Source organism: Thiorhodococcus mannitoliphagus (assembly GCF_010915725.1).
GTDB classification, from domain to species: Bacteria; Pseudomonadota; Gammaproteobacteria; order Chromatiales; family Chromatiaceae; genus Thiorhodococcus; species Thiorhodococcus mannitoliphagus.
In genome coordinates this window covers 49,789-65,724 of record NZ_JAAIJR010000020.1, presented here as the reverse complement: position 1 = coordinate 65,724, position 15,936 = coordinate 49,789, and the positions used below count along the sequence as shown (strand labels likewise).

The following is a 15,936-nucleotide window of genomic DNA, read 5'->3' as shown; positions in this document are numbered from 1 at the left end:
ACATGGTCGGACTCGATAGGGTCAGTCTGTTGAGTAAATCCCATCTTAACCGGGTAAACTGTTATTCGGAAATCACCTACATCTACAACCCATTCTGACGGGCTCGACCGCGCCCGCAATCGCGTGTAATCAGAGGCAACCCCAGCGCTTCGCCCGTCTGCTGGGGTCCTTGTTGCTGCTGATTCTGCTCCATCCCTTGCTCGTCGGCTTCGCCTGGTGGGCTGTCTTCTTCGCCGTATTCTTGTCCATGATCGTCATCGCCAGCGTCTGCGCCGTACCGAGCGACCCGATCAAGAGGATGATCTTCTCCGTGCTGGCGGACCCTTGCGAAGGGCCAGAACCGAACACTTAGAAAGTGCCCATCAATTGTTTCCCGACGCGAGCGATGCCGCCCGAAATCCCCCCTGGCCCCCCTTTGCGAAAGGGGGGGAGTTGTTGATGAGCACTTTCTTAGCGACCGCGCTGCTGTCGGCTGCGACAAAGCGCATGTTCAAGACAGGGCTTTGTGCTTGCGGCTGGCAGCTTCTGCCAGGCTCAGCCTTTGCCCGCGGCCCGGTCGAGCGCCTTGAGGTGCTCGAGCTTTTCTTGGATGCGAATCTCTAGTCCGCGGTCGACGGGGTCATAGTAGCGCCGCTCACCCAGGTCCTCGGGGAAATAGCGCTCTCCCGCGGCATAGGCTTCGGGCTCGTCATGGGCATAGCGGTAGGCGCGGCCGTGCCCGAGTTCCTTCATGAGCTTGGTCGGGGCATTGCGCAGGTGGATGGGCACGTCCAGGGAGCCGGCGCCTCGGGCATCTGCCTGGGCCGCGCCCCAGGCCTTATAGACGGCGTTGCTCTTGGCAGCGCAAGCCAGATAGACCGTTGCCTGTGCCAGCGCGAGTTCGCCCTCGGGCGATCCCAACCGCTCCTGGGTATGCCAGGCATTGAGGGCCAAGTCCAAGGCGCGAGGATCGGCGTTGCCGATGTCCTCGCTCGCCATGCGCACCAATCGACGGGCAATGTAGAGTGGATCGCAGCCGCCATCGATCATGCGGGCGAGCCAGTAGAGGGCGGCATCAGGGCTCGAGCCGCGAACCGATTTGTGCAAGGCCGAGATCTGGTCGTAGAAGGCGTCTCCGCCCTTGTCGAATCGGCGCAGGGTGGCGGACGAAACTTCGACCGCGATGGACAGGTCGATGCGCCCCTCGGGCACGAGCTGAGTTGCCAGTTCGAGCAGATTCAAGGCGCGGCGCGCATCGCCATCAGCGGCCGTGGCAAGCAGTCGGGCCGCGTCCTCGTCGAGTTCGAGTCCGGCACCGCCGAGCCCCTGATCGGCATCCGTCAGTCCTCGCCGCAAGACGGAGACGAGATCGTCCTCGGTCAATGACTTGAGGACGTAGACGCGCGCACGCGACAGCAGGGCATTGTTGAGCGAGAAGGAGGGATTCTCTGTCGTCGCCCCAATGAAGGTCAGGGTACCGTTCTCGACATGCGGCAGGAAGGCGTCCTGCTGGCTCTTGTTGAACCGATGGACCTCGTCGATGAAGAGCGCGGTTCCCCTGCCCTCCATCTGGCGAACGGCCTTGGCCTCGGCCACCGCCTCGCGGATCTCCTTGACCCCTGCCAGCACTGCTGAAAGGGTGAGAAAGTGCGCGCCGGACTGATTGGAGACCAGGCGCGCCAGCGTCGTCTTGCCGGTCCCGGGCGGCCCCCAGAAGATCATGGAGTGGAGGCGACCCGAGTCGATGGCCTGGCGGAGCGGCTTGCCGGGAGCGACCAGGTGTGACTGTCCGGCGAATCCATCGAGGCTCGTCGGACGCAGCCGATCCGCGAGTGGCGCGTCCTGCGGGGCGCTGATCATGGTGATCTAGTCGAACTGGAGAAAGTCGTCGACGGCGCGCGGGTCGATCTTGAAGAGGCTCGGCTTGAGACTGACGTTGCGTTGGGCCCCGGAGAAGTTCAGGCGCGTTTCCTGCCCGAAACTGTCCTCCATGATGAGACTATCCAAGGTCTCTTTGCCGAAGCCGATCTCGATCTTGACGATGTCTGTATCACCCGCCTTGGGGATGAGTTCTACCCAGTCCCGCCCATCCGTGCTCTCGATCGAACGAACCCGAAAGTGCTTTTCGATCGGATCCGCGCTGGCGAGCAGCAGGGCTGGCGTGCCGCGGAGCGACTTGTCCTGGCTCTGTTGCGAAACCTGCTTGAGTTCGATGTCGTGGAGGTAGACCCGCTTGCCATCCGCGATGATGACCTGCTCGTTCGGCGTATCGTACTCCCAGCGGAAACGCCCGGGGCGTTGGAGGTAGAGGGTGCCGTTCGCCTGCATCATTTGGCTGTGATCGGCGCTGAAGGTGTATTGTTCGAAGCTTGCCTTGAGGCTGTCCAGTCCAGAGAGATAATCATCGACGCGCTTAGCAGCGTCGCTCGCGACGGCGCCGCCCATCCACGTCAGGGCGATCAGTATCGACAAGAATCCAAGGCCGGCGCGCACGCCTGAACGCGAAATCCGCGGCCGAGGGGAGAGAGCATCGAGAATAGACATCATGCTGAGCTTGTCCTGAAGTCACAACCTAGCGAGAAGACAACGCGCCGATCGATAAGTGCCGCCCGCCCGCTCGATTCAGGCGATCAGGCCAATCGCCGATCAGCCTGAAAGGATCTGTCAAAGCCTAGAGGACACGAAGCGCACAGGCCCCTTCGCGATTCCGACGACCCAGTTTGGATCGAGTTTGGATCAGTCTTCCATCGGGGGCGGAGCGAGGACCTCGCGATTCCCATTGGTCTCGGCCGGACCGACGACACCGATCCGCTCCATCTCTTCCACCATGCGCGCGGCACGGTTGTAGCCGATCTTGAGCTTGCGCTGAACGCCGGAGATTGACGCACGACGGCTCTCGATGACGAACTGTACGGCCTCGTCGAACAAGGGGTCGCTGTCCTCGGTATCACCGCGCGGCTCGGGATCGATACCCGGAAGCGTTTCTGTCGGTTCGCGGAGCACATCATGGATGTAATCCGCCTCGCCATATTGGGACTTGAGGAACTCGACCACCCGATGGACCTCGGGGTCGTCGACGAAGGCACCATGAACCCGTTGTGGGATGTTGGCGGTCGGCGGCAGATAGAGCATATCGCCATGCCCCAGCAGCTGCTCGGCCCCCATCTGGTCGAGGACCGTACGCGAGTCGATGCGCGACGACACCTGAAAGGCCATGCGCGTCGGGATATTGGCCTTGATGAGACCGGTCAGCACGTCCACCGATGGGCGCTGCGTCGCGAGCAGCAGGTGGATCCCAGAAGCACGGGCCTTCTGCGCCAGTCTCGCGATCAGCTCCTCCACCTTCTTGCCGACGACCATCATCATGTCGGCCAGCTCATCGATGATGACGACGACATAGGGCAGATGGACCAGCGTCGGCACCTCGCCGCCCAGCGCCATCATGTCTTCCGGGCTGACGGTCGGGTCTGGGATCGGCGTGCCGGCGGCCTCGGCCTCCGCAACCTTGCGGTTGTAGCCAGCGATGTTGCGAACGCCCATCTTCGCCATGAGCCGATAGCGGCGCTCCATCTCACCGACACACCAGCGTAGCGCGTTGGCCGCCTCCTTCATGTCGGTCACGACGGGGGTCAGCAGATGCGGAATGCCTTCATAGACGGACAGCTCCAGCATCTTCGGATCGACCATGATGAGGCGCACGTCCTCGGGGCCGGCCTTGTAGAGCAGGCTGAGGATGATGGCGTTGATGGCCACCGACTTGCCCGAGCCCGTCGTACCCGCAATGAGCGCGTGCGGCATCCGTGCCAGGTCGGAGACAACGGGCAGACCCGAGATATTGGTTCCAAGCCCGATCGTCAGGGGCGAGCTGGCATCTTGATAGGCGGGGGAGTCGAAGATCTCGCGCAGGAAAACCGTCTCGCGCTGCTTGTTGGGAATCTCGATACCGATAACGGACTTGCCAGGAATGATCTCGACCACCCGCACGCTGACCGTGGTCAGCGCACGCGCGAGATCGCGCGCGAGTCCGGTGATTTTGCTCGCCTTGATACCAGGGGCGAGGCGCAGCTCGAACAAGGTCACCACTGGCCCTGGGTAGACCGCGACGACTTCTACCTGGACACCGAAATCCGCCAGGTTGGTCTCGACCTGCCGCGAGAGTTCCTCGAGCTTCTCCTGCGAGTAGCCACGGCCGCTCTTGCGCGGCGCGTCCAGAAGGTCCAAGGGCGGACGGGGAACTGCTCCCGACGGCCGTGACGCCGGCGGCCTAGAGGGCTCAGGCCGCTTGGGCTGCAATGCCGTGCCTTGCGCCTCTCGAGCGCCTTTGGGCAAGACATCGCGCAAGCCGTCGGCCATCTCGCGCAGTGCGGCGCCGGCGTTCTTCATGAGTCCGGGCGTCGTCCTGGGAAGGTCGACGGCCGATTCCGGCTCGGGCGCTGCTGGAGCGGGATCCGCCATGGCGTCCTGAACGCCCTGGGGGAGCTTGGTGAGTGGACGCTTGGGCGCCTTGCGGCGGCGTTGCGGCTCCGCATCAGGAGCGCCGTTCGGCAGCTGTGCGGCTGCGGGATCGACGAGCTTCAGCGCCTTTGGGAGACCGTGCGGATAGGCCTCCTTTTCTGAACGCTTGCGTACCTGAGTCGAAGACAGACCGCCGACCGCTCGGGCCATGGCATGCCACACTGAGGTCGTGGCTTGGAGCACCGCGGCCCCGATCGCATCCATCAGCTTGACCCAGGAGATGCCGAAAAAAAGCGTCAGACTGACCGCGAGGCCGCCGACCAGAAATAGATTGGCACCGGTTGGATTGAAGGCGGTCAGCATATGGCTGCTTATGAGGAGCCCCAGACCTCCGCCGGCGCCGTTGGGCAGATAGTCCCCAGCGACGGCAAAGTGAATGGACGCAAAGGCGCACCCCGCCGCCACGGTGATCAGGAAGCCGATCCAGCGCAACGACAGGAGCCAGGTCTTGACGCCCGCGTCCTCGCCCGCGCCGCGAAACACCAGCCAGGCACTCCAGGCAACCATGAAGGGAATCAGGTAGGCAAAGAATCCGAACAGATAGAGCGCGATATCGGCAAACCAGGCCCCGGTCCGGCCACCTGCGTTGCTGACCTGGTTGGCCTCACCGACGTAGGACCAACCCGGATCCTGTGGTGAGTAGCTCACCAACGAAAGCGCAAGGTAGATCGCAACGCACATCAGCGTCCACATGGAGCCCTCGCGCAGTGCGCGCTCGACGTGATCGCTGAAAGTGAGCTGCCCGAAGCGTGTTGCCTGTGCCATGCGGTCCTCCAAATATTCCGCGACATTATAGCCTTAGCGGATATTTTTCGCGCAATTTCCGCATGAGCGGTCTGACGGCGTACAAGTCGCCCGGAACCGACGGTCAGGCTCGAGGCCGTGCAGGCCCGAGCTGGCAAAGGCCACGCCGAAAGCGGCTAGAGTCCTTGGGGGCGCAAAATGCTTGCAGATGAGTCAAATTTCGATGCAGCGTCCGACTATCCAAGGGCGTCGGGATCGGGATCGGGATCGGGATCGAACCGACGATAGCGATGGCATGACGCGTCGGTCTGAGGCGAAGCCTCGCTAGATGGAAGACGAGCGAGCCGGATTGGCATCAACAGAAGCCTTCGAGACTCAAATCCGGCGGAACGCCGAGCCTGTTCAGGAAACAGCGCCCCATCGCGCCAACAATCCGTCGCGCAGGCTCCGAAAGGCGGACGACAGGAGGCTGGAGAAGCCCCGAAAAAGAGAGGATGCAGTCGCTCCGAACTCAGAACATGTGAAGCAAGCGACGCGCCCTTCGCTCGACAACAGCATGCAGCCAGCAACAACGGAGTCGAAAACTCCGAGACATCGGTCAGGCCCCAGTCGCGCGCGACGGGAAAGCCTTCAGGGTAAAGCCACGGGAAGAGACTGGCTTCCAGGCAACTTGGACGCTCCGTGCGATCCGTCGCCCGCACTCAGCCTGCAGGCCTTGCGTCCCATTCCCGCGGCAGTAAAGCTCACTCGGGGGTCACATTCTCCGCCTGTGGTCCCTTAGGTCCCTGAGTCACCTCCATGGTCACCCGTTGACCCTCAGCCAAGGTACGGCGCCCGCCGCCGCCGTTGATAGCGCTGTAGTGCACGAAGACATCCTTGCCCTCCTCACGCTCAATGAATCCATAGCCCTTTTCATCATTGAACCATTTCACGGTTCCAGAAACCAATTCGCCTGTCATAACAACCTCATCACAAAAGACGCACCAACCTAGGTTGGTATTTCAATGACGGAGCCCGCGAGAAAGGGCCTCGTCATTCCGCTCGATAGCGAGTGGAATTCGCTTGGCTTGCGGCGTCGATCATCGTTTGGGCCAGTCGTCTTCCGTAGGGTGGACAAGCGCAGCGCAGTCCACCAACGCCGACGCGGGATTCGGTGGACTTCGCTTTCGCTCGTCCACCCTACCGGCCCAACTCATGACCAAGGCCTTGGCTTGCATCTTGTAAGCCCCTGAGCTTGCCCTGAGCACAGCAATGCTCGAGCAAGCCGACTTGAGGAAGCTCCTTTGTCGTCTCTGAGAGCACCAAGAGCCCACCACCTGTCTTACCGCAGACCCCAAAGGCCGACAAAAAGAGTCAACAAAAACCTACTAGGCATTCGTCCAGATATTGCGCTCCGACCCCAGCCGAGATGAGCGGCGTCATCACTCGCGTCACCCCGACTCATCCCCCTCCCTTCAACTCCAAGCGCGCTTGCAACCTCGCTCCGCGCCTGTCTCGAACATTCGCGGTAGGCGTTGCGCCGCAGTGCACGTGCAAGGTGGAATACACCAAGCAATTAGCGAGGCATTTGCCTTTACACGGCAAGCAGAAGAAGGGAAGGCAGTAAAGGCAGGGTAAAGAGGTCAGGCACTTTCTGTTCGAGCTTATTCCTCGCGCTCCATTCTGCGCGGGCCATGATTAGCAGCCTCGTGGAAGATCCGATTTCCCATTTTCTTTGCGTTCATTGCAACTGACGGCCGGATTATAACCGATAAAAGGCTCGTGCAAATGCTGTTCAGGTGAAGAAAAGTCGTTGCAATGCTCCAACGGAGGTTACCCACACCCGGTCACGACGCCGGGCGCACCCGGCTCCTGACGCCACAATGACACCGCCCCGTGATTTCGCGCGAATCTTCATCGCCCTCTCGCATGAACGGGAGCGCGCTCCATTGGCCAGGCGCAGCACAGGCGAAGAACAGCAGGCGAGCATGGTGTCACACCGCTCACGAGACCCGCGATCAAGCCGCCTTCGCGCGCGTCTTCGGAACGGAAAACACCTGAAAGAGATGGCTGAGACCTGAGTCTCTCTTGGGGAGGCCGCGAGGGCTCTTGTCCGCCGGACTGCGGTCGGTCAAGCCTCGGAAACCGGAAAGGGCCAGATGGAGAAGCTTGGGAAGCGACGTGATCACCGACCGCGGAGCACGAGCATCAGAGGTCACCGGAAAGCGCCTCCACTTCAGCCGGCCGGAGCAGATCATGCTTATCCGCGCCCAACCCGAACCTCAGCGCCGACTAGAATCCTTGAGGGCGCAAAATGCTGGCAGATGAGTCAAATTTCGATGAAGCGTCCGACCATCCAAGGCCGTCGCTATCGGGATCGCTATCGGAATCGGGATCGCTATCGTCGGTTCGATCCCGATCCCGATGGCATGACTCGTCGGTCTGAGGCGAAGCCTCGCTAGATGATGGGAGCGGACTCGATCATGGTCACGCTGGGGTAGACCAGTTCCTGGTTCGGCACACAGGTAAAGTTTCCCTGAATCGCATCGATGCCGGCGGCAAAGAGGATTGGCATGAGCGCGACGTTCTCAATGGCCAGCGCGATGACCTGCATGCCCTCTCTGTGGGCGCAGCGTACGAAGGCATTGAGCGCCTGCTGCGAGGCCGCCCCCTCGACCAGCCCTTGCACGGTTGCGGAAGAGAGCTTCACGTGGGTGATGAGGGCGCGATGCGACTCGAGCAACTCGCGGTCATCCAGCCTGGGATCTTCCAAGAGGACCCCGTGCTGCTTGACCTTGAGCATCTCGGCCAAGCGGCTGATTCCGTCGCCGGCCTCTTCGAATGCAGACTTCTTGACCTCAACGACGATCGAGCCCGGAGTCAAATGTGCGGCCGTAAAGAAGGTCCCGATGGCGCGAACCTGCTTCTCGGACTTTAGGGTCTGGGTCGAGAGATTCACAAAGAGGGTCGTATCTCTGGCCCCGCTGCTTTGCATCTGTTCAAGCACGGCGATTGCCTGGCGGCAGATCCAGAGGTCGATATTTCCGATCCAACCGGCGTCGGCGGCGAGTGGGAGGAAGCGATCAGGGAGCAACAGCTGGCCAGTTTCGTCCTTCAGCCGGACCAATGTCTCAAACATGTTGCGATGTTGACCCTCAGGTCTGAAGGCAACGATGGGTTGGTATTCCAGCGTCAGTCCACCCCCATCGATGAGGGTGCGCATTCGATCGAGTTCCATGGGCTCGGTCTTGCCCGCCTCGCCATCGGCGCCGCCGCTCGGATGCACCCGCTTGCTCAGGTCGTTGATGGTCGGAACCATGAACTGACTCCGCCCTCCCGACTCATTCGCAACCGAGTGCCGTAGCGCACGCAGCTGCTTGCGCGTCGCAGCGTTACGGACCTCCCGTTCACAAACCATGAGGAGATGATCCACGTCGTCTCGATCGACGACATCGGCCGCGCCGTAGCTCAGGCTCTCCGCCGGTCGCAGCGCGCTCTTGGAGTCTTTGAGAAGGACTAAGGACGCCTCAAGGGAATCCCGCACAGGATCGATCTCGCTCGCAATCCCCTTATCAAAGAAGGCGGCGGCGTCACAGAGAATCAAATCCCACCAGAGCGGCTGATCAAGGGCCGCCTTGACGGCATCTGGGTGACTGGCCTCGGTCAGATCGACCACAATTCCATGCCGATTCAGGAGAGCGCTGATGCGCAGCTCAGCTGGCTCTGGATAAACACAGAGAATGTTCTTGATTTTTTCCATCCTGAAGCCGCTCTCTTGGCCCGTCGCTGAGTGGGATCTTCACACTGCCGAGGATCATCGGCGCGGGAAAACCATACGTCGCAAGCCGAAAAAGCGCAAGCAAGGCGCGGCACTCAGCGCGTCTCCGCAGTCAGATGACAGCTCACGACCCTCGTCTCGCTGAGTCGAGCTTCCTCAGGATAGCTGTGCGGACAGCGCTCAAAGGACTGCGGACAGCGCGGATGGAAGTAGCAGCCGGACGGCGGATGGCTCGGAGACGGCATATCGCCGTCGAGTCGAATGACGTTGCGGCGCTTGTCTTGCTCCACGACCGGCACCGCAGAGAGGAGCGCACTCGTATAAGGATGACGCGGATCGTCCAGGATCTCATCGACCTGACCGCGCTCGACGACGCGACCCAAGTACATCACAGCAACCTCATGGGCGAGGTAGGCGACGACGGAGAGATCATGGGTGATGAAGAGATAGGCAAGGCCCAGCCGCGCTTGCAGGTCCTTCAGCAGATTGAGGATCTGGGCCTGCACCGAGACATCGAGGGCACTGGTCGGCTCGTCGCAAACGATGATGCGCGGCTCCACCGCCAATGCGCGGGCAATGCAGATGCGCTGTCGCTGTCCGCCGGAGAACTCGTGCGGATAGCGCCTCGCGGCCTCGGGATCCATGCCTACCAGGTCGAGCAGCTCGGCCACGCGGCGCATGCGATCCGCGCGGCGCTTGGCGATCCCCAGGGCCTGAAGACCCTCGCCGATGACGTCGCCGACGAGCATGCGGGGGTTCATCGAAGCGAATGGATCTTGGAAGACGATCTGCAGGTCCTTGCGAAAGGGGCGCATCCGGCGGTTGCTGAGTCCGATCAGCTCCTGATCACGGTAGCGCACCGAGCCGCCAGTCGGCTGGATGAGCTGCAAAATACCCTTTCCCGCGGTCGTCTTGCCGCAGCCTGACTCACCGACGAGCGCCAGGGTCCGGCCCTCCCGCAGCTCGATAGAGACACCGTCAACGGCGCGGACATGACCCACGACCCGGCGCAGGACGCCATGATGAATCGGGAAGTGGACCTGAAGTCCCTGTGCGCTGAGGAGCGGCGCGCCACGCTCATCGGACCGTGCGGCGTCTGTCGTAGCGCTGGATAGGCTCGCCGTGCCCACAGCGCCATGAGGCGTCTCGGCGGCTTTGGCCACCTCCCCCGCGACCTCCGAATCCCAGAGGAAACAGCGGGCGCCATGCCCGTTCGCGATCTCGAGCCACGCGGGAGTCCGAGTCCGACAAACATCCATGACCGAAGCGCAACGCTCGGCGAAACGGCAGCCGTGGAAGACCGCATCGAGGCGTGGGACTCTCCCCGGAATCACCGCGAGGCGGCCACTGCGTTTTTCGGCCGCAGGCAGACTCTCCAGCAGCTTGCGGCTATAGGGGTGAGCCGGATTGGCGAAGAAATCGGCGACGGGCGCGGTCTCGACGATATGCCCGGCGTACATCACCGCGAGGCGATCTGCGGTTTCCGCGACCACGCCCAGGTCGTGCGTGATGAGCAGGACGGCCATGCCGGTCTGCCGCTGCAGGTCCTTCAAGAGACGGAGCACCTGCGCCTGAATGGTGACGTCCAAGGCCGTCGTTGGCTCATCCGCAATCAGCAACTCGGGATCACCCGCGAGCGCCATGGCAATCATGACCCGCTGCTTCATCCCGCCCGAGAGCTGGTGCGGGAACTCCTTGGCGCGCTGCTCGGGGTCGGGGATACCAACGGCGCGCAGCAGCTCGACGACCCGGCCCGCGACCTGAGCGCGCGAGCGTCCTTCATGGATGCGCACCGCTTCGGCGATCTGGTCCCCGACCGTCAACACAGGATTCAGGGACGTCTGCGGCTCCTGGAAGATCATCCCCATGCGCCCGCCGCGGATCTTTCGCATCTCTGCCTCGGTCAGGCGCAGCAGATCGGTATCGCGCAATCGGACGACGCCCGCCGCGATGCGTCCGGACGGCGGGAGGAGACGCATCAGACTAAGGGCCGTCATGGACTTTCCGCACCCCGACTCGCCGAGGAGCGCGAAGGTCTCCCCGGCCTGGATGTGAAGGTCCAGCCCATCGACCACGCGGAGGGGATGACTCGGGTCGCCGAGCTGGGTGGTCAGGGATTGGACTTGAATGAGCGGATCAGGCATCGGGGCAGTTGGCAGTTGGCAGTTGGCAGTTGGCAGTGGAGTGTCGCACCCGTGGGCGCCAGGACTGAAGCGTAACGGATGCCTGGTCGTCTCCGCTCCTTATGCACCGCTCGCTTGTCTCAGCCGGGGGTCGAAGGCGTCGCGCACGACGTCGGCGAAGAGGTTGGCGGCAAGCACCAGGGTGAACATGAAGAGGAAGGCAGCGGCGAGCGACCACCAGACCACGGGGTCTCTGGCCAACTCCAAGCGGGCGCTATTGATCATGTTGCCCCAGCTATTCATGGTCGGATCGACGCCGATGTTGACGTAGGACAGCACGGCCTCGGCCAGCACCAGACCGCTGAAATCCAGCACCAGAGTGATGAGGACGATGTGCATGACGTTGGGCAGGATATGGCGCGCGATCACGCTGAATTGCCCGACGCCGAGCGATTGTGCCGCCTGGACATAGTCGATCTCGCGCAGTTTGAGCGCCTCGCCGCGCAGCAGCCGGCAGAGTCCGGTCCAACTGGTCACACCCAGGATGAGGCAGAGGAAGAGCAGGCGCAGGTCGGCGCGCTCCACCAGGCTCGTGAAGGAATCCGCATGATTGCTCATGTAGACCTGGAGCATCAGGATGACAGCGGCGATCAGCAGCACGCCAGGAATGGAGTTCAGCGTGGTGTAGAGGTATTGGATGACGTCGTCGACCCAGCCGCGAAAATAACCGGCGGCGATACCGAGCAAGAGGGCCGCAGGGAGCATCACCAGGGTCGTCAGCGTCCCGATGAGCAGCCCGGTCCGGACGCTCTTGAGGGTCTGGTAGAAGACATCCTCGCCGACCTTGTCGGTGCCGAGGACGTGATACTGAAGCGCCAGCTCGGCCGCGACGGAGCTGAGCACCAGCAACGCCGCCAGCGTCATCAGGGCCGTGCGCCAAGGCACCTGCGTCTTGCCGGCGAGGATGCGATCTCTCGCCTCGATGAGCGAGACACCCCAAGATCGCGCCAGGAGCCAGCAGACCCCTAAGATGAAAAGCCCAGATGCAATGATGCCCTTCACAGCCCCGAGCAGGCTGCGCCAGGCGATGTCCCATCCCCGCTGGCGTGCGGGGTTCTCCAGGTGGGCACCACCGTATTTCAGCCGTGGATAGTCACGCACGACCGTGCCATCCGGCTGATCGATCGCCTCCTTGACGAAGAGATGCGTCGCGAAGGGCGCCGAGTAGGTCTTCTCTTGGCGCTCACGCAGACCACTGAGCGCCAGGTCTAACAGACTCAAGACCTCGGGCGAATAACGCGCCTCCTCGACGCCGGGCCGAGCATCCTGCTTGAGACGCAGATGCACCGTGTCCAAGAGCCCGACCAGTGCGTAGGCCATGAGAACGACCAGCGTCGCCACACCGACGCGCGAGCGCACGACGCGCCGCCAGGGATCGCGGAGGTGCTCGTGGCGGGACGCATAGAGGGCGAAGGTCAGCCCGAGCGCCAAGAGGACGAGCACCAGGGCGTCAGTCCAAAGAATGACGGGGATCAGGGGCATGACGTCGGCATCCTCACTGAAGACGGACCCTCGGATCGACGACCGTATAGGAGATGTCGGTCAGGATGAGACCCAGGATGTAAAGCACGGCGCCCAGGAAGACCATGGAGCGCACGATGGCGAAGTCTTGGTTGCTGATGGCGTCGATGGTATAGCTGCCCAGGCCCGGAATCCCGAAGAAGGACTCCGTGATGAGGCTACCCATGAAGAGCAGCGGCAGCACCACGACCACACCAGTCAAGATTGGAATGAGTGCGTTGCGCAGGACGTGACGGAAGAGCACGAAGCGCTCGCTCAGGCCCTTGGCCCGCGCAGTGCGCACATAGTCCTTGGCGATCTCCTCGAGAAAGAGCGAGCGGTACCAGCGCGTGCCCGAGCCGATGCCACCGATGACGCCGACGATGACGGGCAGAATCAGGAACTTCCAGGCATTCAGCCCTTGGTCGTAGCCTGAGATGGGCACTAGGTGAAAGGCCTTACTGAGGAGAAACTGGCCGCCAATGATGTAGAAGAGGCTGGAGATGGACAACATGGCCACCAGCAGCACCACGCTGCCAATGTCGATATAGGTCGCGCGGAAGAAGACGATGAAGAGTGCGTAGCTGATGTTGAAGGCGAGCCCAACCATGAGCACGGGGACAGCGATCGCAAGACTCGGCCACATCCGCTGCGAGATGTCGTACCCGATGTCGCGCCCGTCGTCCGAGGAGCCGAACTGAAAGGCGAAGAGCTTGACCGATTTCTGGAAGAAGATGGTGTCCGTCAAGCTCGCCAAGCCAGAGGCCGCGTCATTGTAGAGCAAGGGCCTGTCGTAGCCGTGCTCCGCCTTCCAGGCCTGGATCGCCTCTGTGGTCACCCGCTTCTGCCCGAGGTGCATGCGCGCCATATCCTCCGGCGAGTTGACCACGAAGAAGAGCAGGAAGGTGATCAGATTGACACCGATGAGGATGGGGATGGCATAGAGGATCCGCCGCAGAATGTAGGCGCTCATAGGGCCGTGCTCCGTTCGCGACGGCGCACCATCCACAGGGCTGGAATGACCAGCAGCAGGATCAGACCGCCAATGGCCCAGATCGGCCAGAGAACCGGCTCGTTCCATTCACGTCTCAGCTCCGCCCGCTGCTGCGGGTCCAAGCGGCGATACTTGAGCGTGTTGTTGGCCATCTCGTTCGGGTGGGCATTGTGCAGCCATTGGTGATGGAGACTAAAGGCCTTTGGGAAGAAGCCCCAGACCCAGGGCGCGTCGGTGCGCGCGATCTCGACCATACGATCGACGATGGCCTGGCGTTGAGGGCCGTCCTCCATGAACTTCATGGCGTCGAAGAGACGATCGAATTCCGGATTGGCGTAGTTGGAGGCGTTCTCGCCCTGGTGCTCCACCTTGCCGTTGGGACCATAGAGCAGGAAGAGGAAATTCTCCGGGTCCGGATAGTCGGCGTTCCAGCCCCACATGAACACCTGCCCCGTGCCGTTGCGGATCTTCTCCTGGAACCTGTTGTAGTCCGTCGAACGAATGACCAGCTCGATCCCCAGCTTGGCGAACTGTTTGCGGATCCAGTTGAGGCGCGCCCGATCATCCGGCCCGGTCGCCACCGCCTCGTAGTTGATGGAGAGTCCGCGTCCGCTCTCGCGATCGACGCCGCCAGGATAGCCCGCCTGCTCCATCAGCGTGCGCGCCTCCTCCAGACTGCGCCGGACAGGGCGGCCGTCGCGCCACTCGTAGACGAAGGGGTTGATGCCGGCCTCGCCGTCCCGATGCCCGAAGATCCCGGGCGGGATCGGCCCTTGAGCAACCAGACCGCGACCATTGGCGAAAATGGAGATGAACTCCTCGTAGTCCATGGCAATCGAAATGGCGCGGCGCAACAGCCGGGCGCGCTGCGAGTCACCACCGACCACGGGATCCAGCATGTTGAACCCCATGTAGAAATTGGACGGTTGGACGGCGGTCAGCAGCTCGATTCCCTGCGCGCGCATGTCCGCCGTTAGCATCGGCTGGTCTTGAGCGTCGATCTGGACCGCTTGATCGAAGGCGTCGGAAGAGATCCCTGAGCTGTCGTAATAGCCTTGGAGGAACTTGTTCCAGCGCGGAATATCCTCCTTCTCGAGGCTGTAAACAGCCCGATCGATGAAGGGGATCGGCTTGCCAGCATCGGCGAGAATGCCGCTCACCGCGTCCTCCGGCATACCCTCGCTCGGATAGCGCTCGCCGTGGAAATTGGGATTGCGCTCCAAGGCCATGCGCAGATTCGGGTTGTTCTCGCTCAGCATGTATGGCCCGGTCCCAACGGGATACCAATCGAGCACGATGTTGCGCTCGGCCATTCCGGGCTGCGCATAGAAGACGTCCGCCTCCCACGGCAAGGGCGCGAAGAAGGGCATAGCAAGCCAGTAAACGAACTGCGGGTATTTGCTCTCGACAGTGATCTTGAAGCTGTAGCGATCCAACGCCTGGACGCCCTGGATCCGGGCCTCTCGCAGCGCCTGGATACGCGCCAACTCCCCATCCGTCTCCAGACCAGCCAGGGCTTCGGCAAGCTCACCGAAGCCGCGAATGTGCTGACTCATGACGCCAGCGATGGGCGAGTGCAGCCAAGGCGCGGCTAGCCGCTTGATCTGGTAGATATAATCCTCTGCCGTCAGCTCTCGCGTGCCGACTTGGTCGAAGTCAGCAAGCTGGTTGACTCCGGCCAGGTCGGATGACTCGATCGCGTGGTAGAGATAGCGACCCTCATCATCGCTTGCAAAGGCGGGATGCGGCTGAAAACGAATGCCAGGCTGGATTCGGATCACATAGTCGCTGCGGTCGATCTCGCCGGGAGCGACGTCATCCGGCAATGCCGCGCCGGAAGCATCGAAGTAGCGCGGAGCCGGGACCTCGGCCGCGGACAGCGGTACCAGCTGATAGGGTCGCAGCAGAAAATGATATTGCAGCGGCGGCTCGTAGATCTGCGCCAGAAAGGCGTATTCGTTCGCACTGTAGGAGCGCGCCGGATCCAGATGCTTGGGCCGCTCCGCGAAGGAGCTGTAGTAGGTGTTGCGCGTGGCATCGGCGCTTGGGTAGGGATCGTTCCAAGTGCTGTCGCCGCAGCCACTCAGCAACAGGGCCAACGCGGCGAGCAGCCACCAAGGCGTCTTCTCTCTCAAACCGCATGCTCCCGGCTGACCCTTCCGTCGAATGACAACTTTCGGTACTGTTACGCGCCACATTGGGGTGTCATCGACGAATTCTATGCGCACCTGAGGCTATCCTCACCCAAGGCTATCAAGCGCGCG

10 protein-coding genes are annotated in these 15,936 nt (G+C 62.2%); 1 reads left to right on the top strand and 9 read right to left on the bottom strand.

Annotated elements, in window-relative coordinates; genetic code table 11:
• Window positions 1-172 precede the first annotated feature (172 nt).
• The gene (locus tag G3480_RS06960; protein WP_164653061.1) at window positions 173-352 is read left to right on the top strand and encodes a hypothetical protein; all 180 of its coding nucleotides are present in this window, start codon (window positions 173-175) and stop codon (window positions 350-352) included.
• A 182-nt stretch (window positions 353-534) separates the two neighbouring features.
• Here G3480_RS06960 and G3480_RS06955 read toward each other — a convergent pair whose 3' ends face one another.
• The 9 genes from G3480_RS06955 to G3480_RS06915 all read right to left on the bottom strand — a co-directional run bounded on the left by G3480_RS06955 (window position 535) and on the right by G3480_RS06915 (window position 15,870).
• On the bottom strand, window positions 535-1,839 hold the full coding sequence (locus G3480_RS06955; RefSeq protein WP_164653059.1) for a replication-associated recombination protein A: 1,305 nt from the start codon (window positions 1,837-1,839) through the stop codon (window positions 535-537).
• A 6-nt stretch (window positions 1,840-1,845) separates the two neighbouring features.
• Window positions 1,846-2,451 carry an outer membrane lipoprotein periplasmic chaperone LolA gene (lolA, locus tag G3480_RS06950; RefSeq protein ID WP_338114079.1) on the bottom strand — a complete coding sequence of 202 codons (606 nt, stop codon included), beginning with the start codon at window positions 2,449-2,451 and terminating at the stop codon, window positions 1,846-1,848.
• A gap of 264 nt (window positions 2,452-2,715) precedes the next feature.
• Complete coding sequence (locus G3480_RS06945) at window positions 2,716-5,259, bottom strand: DNA translocase FtsK (protein ID WP_164653058.1); 2,544 nt, start codon at window positions 5,257-5,259, stop codon at window positions 2,716-2,718.
• A gap of 722 nt (window positions 5,260-5,981) precedes the next feature.
• Window positions 5,982-6,197: a cold-shock protein gene (locus G3480_RS06940; protein WP_164653056.1), complete on the bottom strand. Its 216-nt coding sequence runs from the start codon at window positions 6,195-6,197 to the stop codon at window positions 5,982-5,984.
• 1,478 nt (window positions 6,198-7,675) lie between these two features.
• Window positions 7,676-8,977, bottom strand: coding sequence for an EAL domain-containing protein (locus G3480_RS06935; protein WP_164653054.1), 1,302 nt, complete (start codon window positions 8,975-8,977; stop codon window positions 7,676-7,678).
• Between the two features lie 113 nt (window positions 8,978-9,090).
• The gene (locus G3480_RS06930) at window positions 9,091-11,139 is read right to left on the bottom strand and encodes an ABC transporter ATP-binding protein (protein ID WP_164653052.1); all 2,049 of its coding nucleotides are present in this window, start codon (window positions 11,137-11,139) and stop codon (window positions 9,091-9,093) included.
• A gap of 99 nt (window positions 11,140-11,238) precedes the next feature.
• Window positions 11,239-12,660 (bottom strand): ABC transporter permease, encoded by a 1,422-nt coding sequence (locus tag G3480_RS06925; protein WP_164653050.1) that lies wholly within the window; start codon window positions 12,658-12,660, stop codon window positions 11,239-11,241.
• Window positions 12,661-12,673: 13 nt separating this feature from the next.
• Window positions 12,674-13,651 (bottom strand): ABC transporter permease, encoded by a 978-nt coding sequence (locus G3480_RS06920; protein ID WP_164653049.1) that lies wholly within the window; start codon window positions 13,649-13,651, stop codon window positions 12,674-12,676.
• Entirely contained in the window at window positions 13,648-15,870 is a 2,223-nt protein-coding gene (locus tag G3480_RS06915; RefSeq protein ID WP_164653048.1) for an ABC transporter substrate-binding protein, read from the bottom strand. The genes G3480_RS06920 and G3480_RS06915 overlap by 4 nt, the downstream gene beginning before the upstream one ends.
• Between the last annotated feature and the right edge of the window lie 66 nt (window positions 15,871-15,936).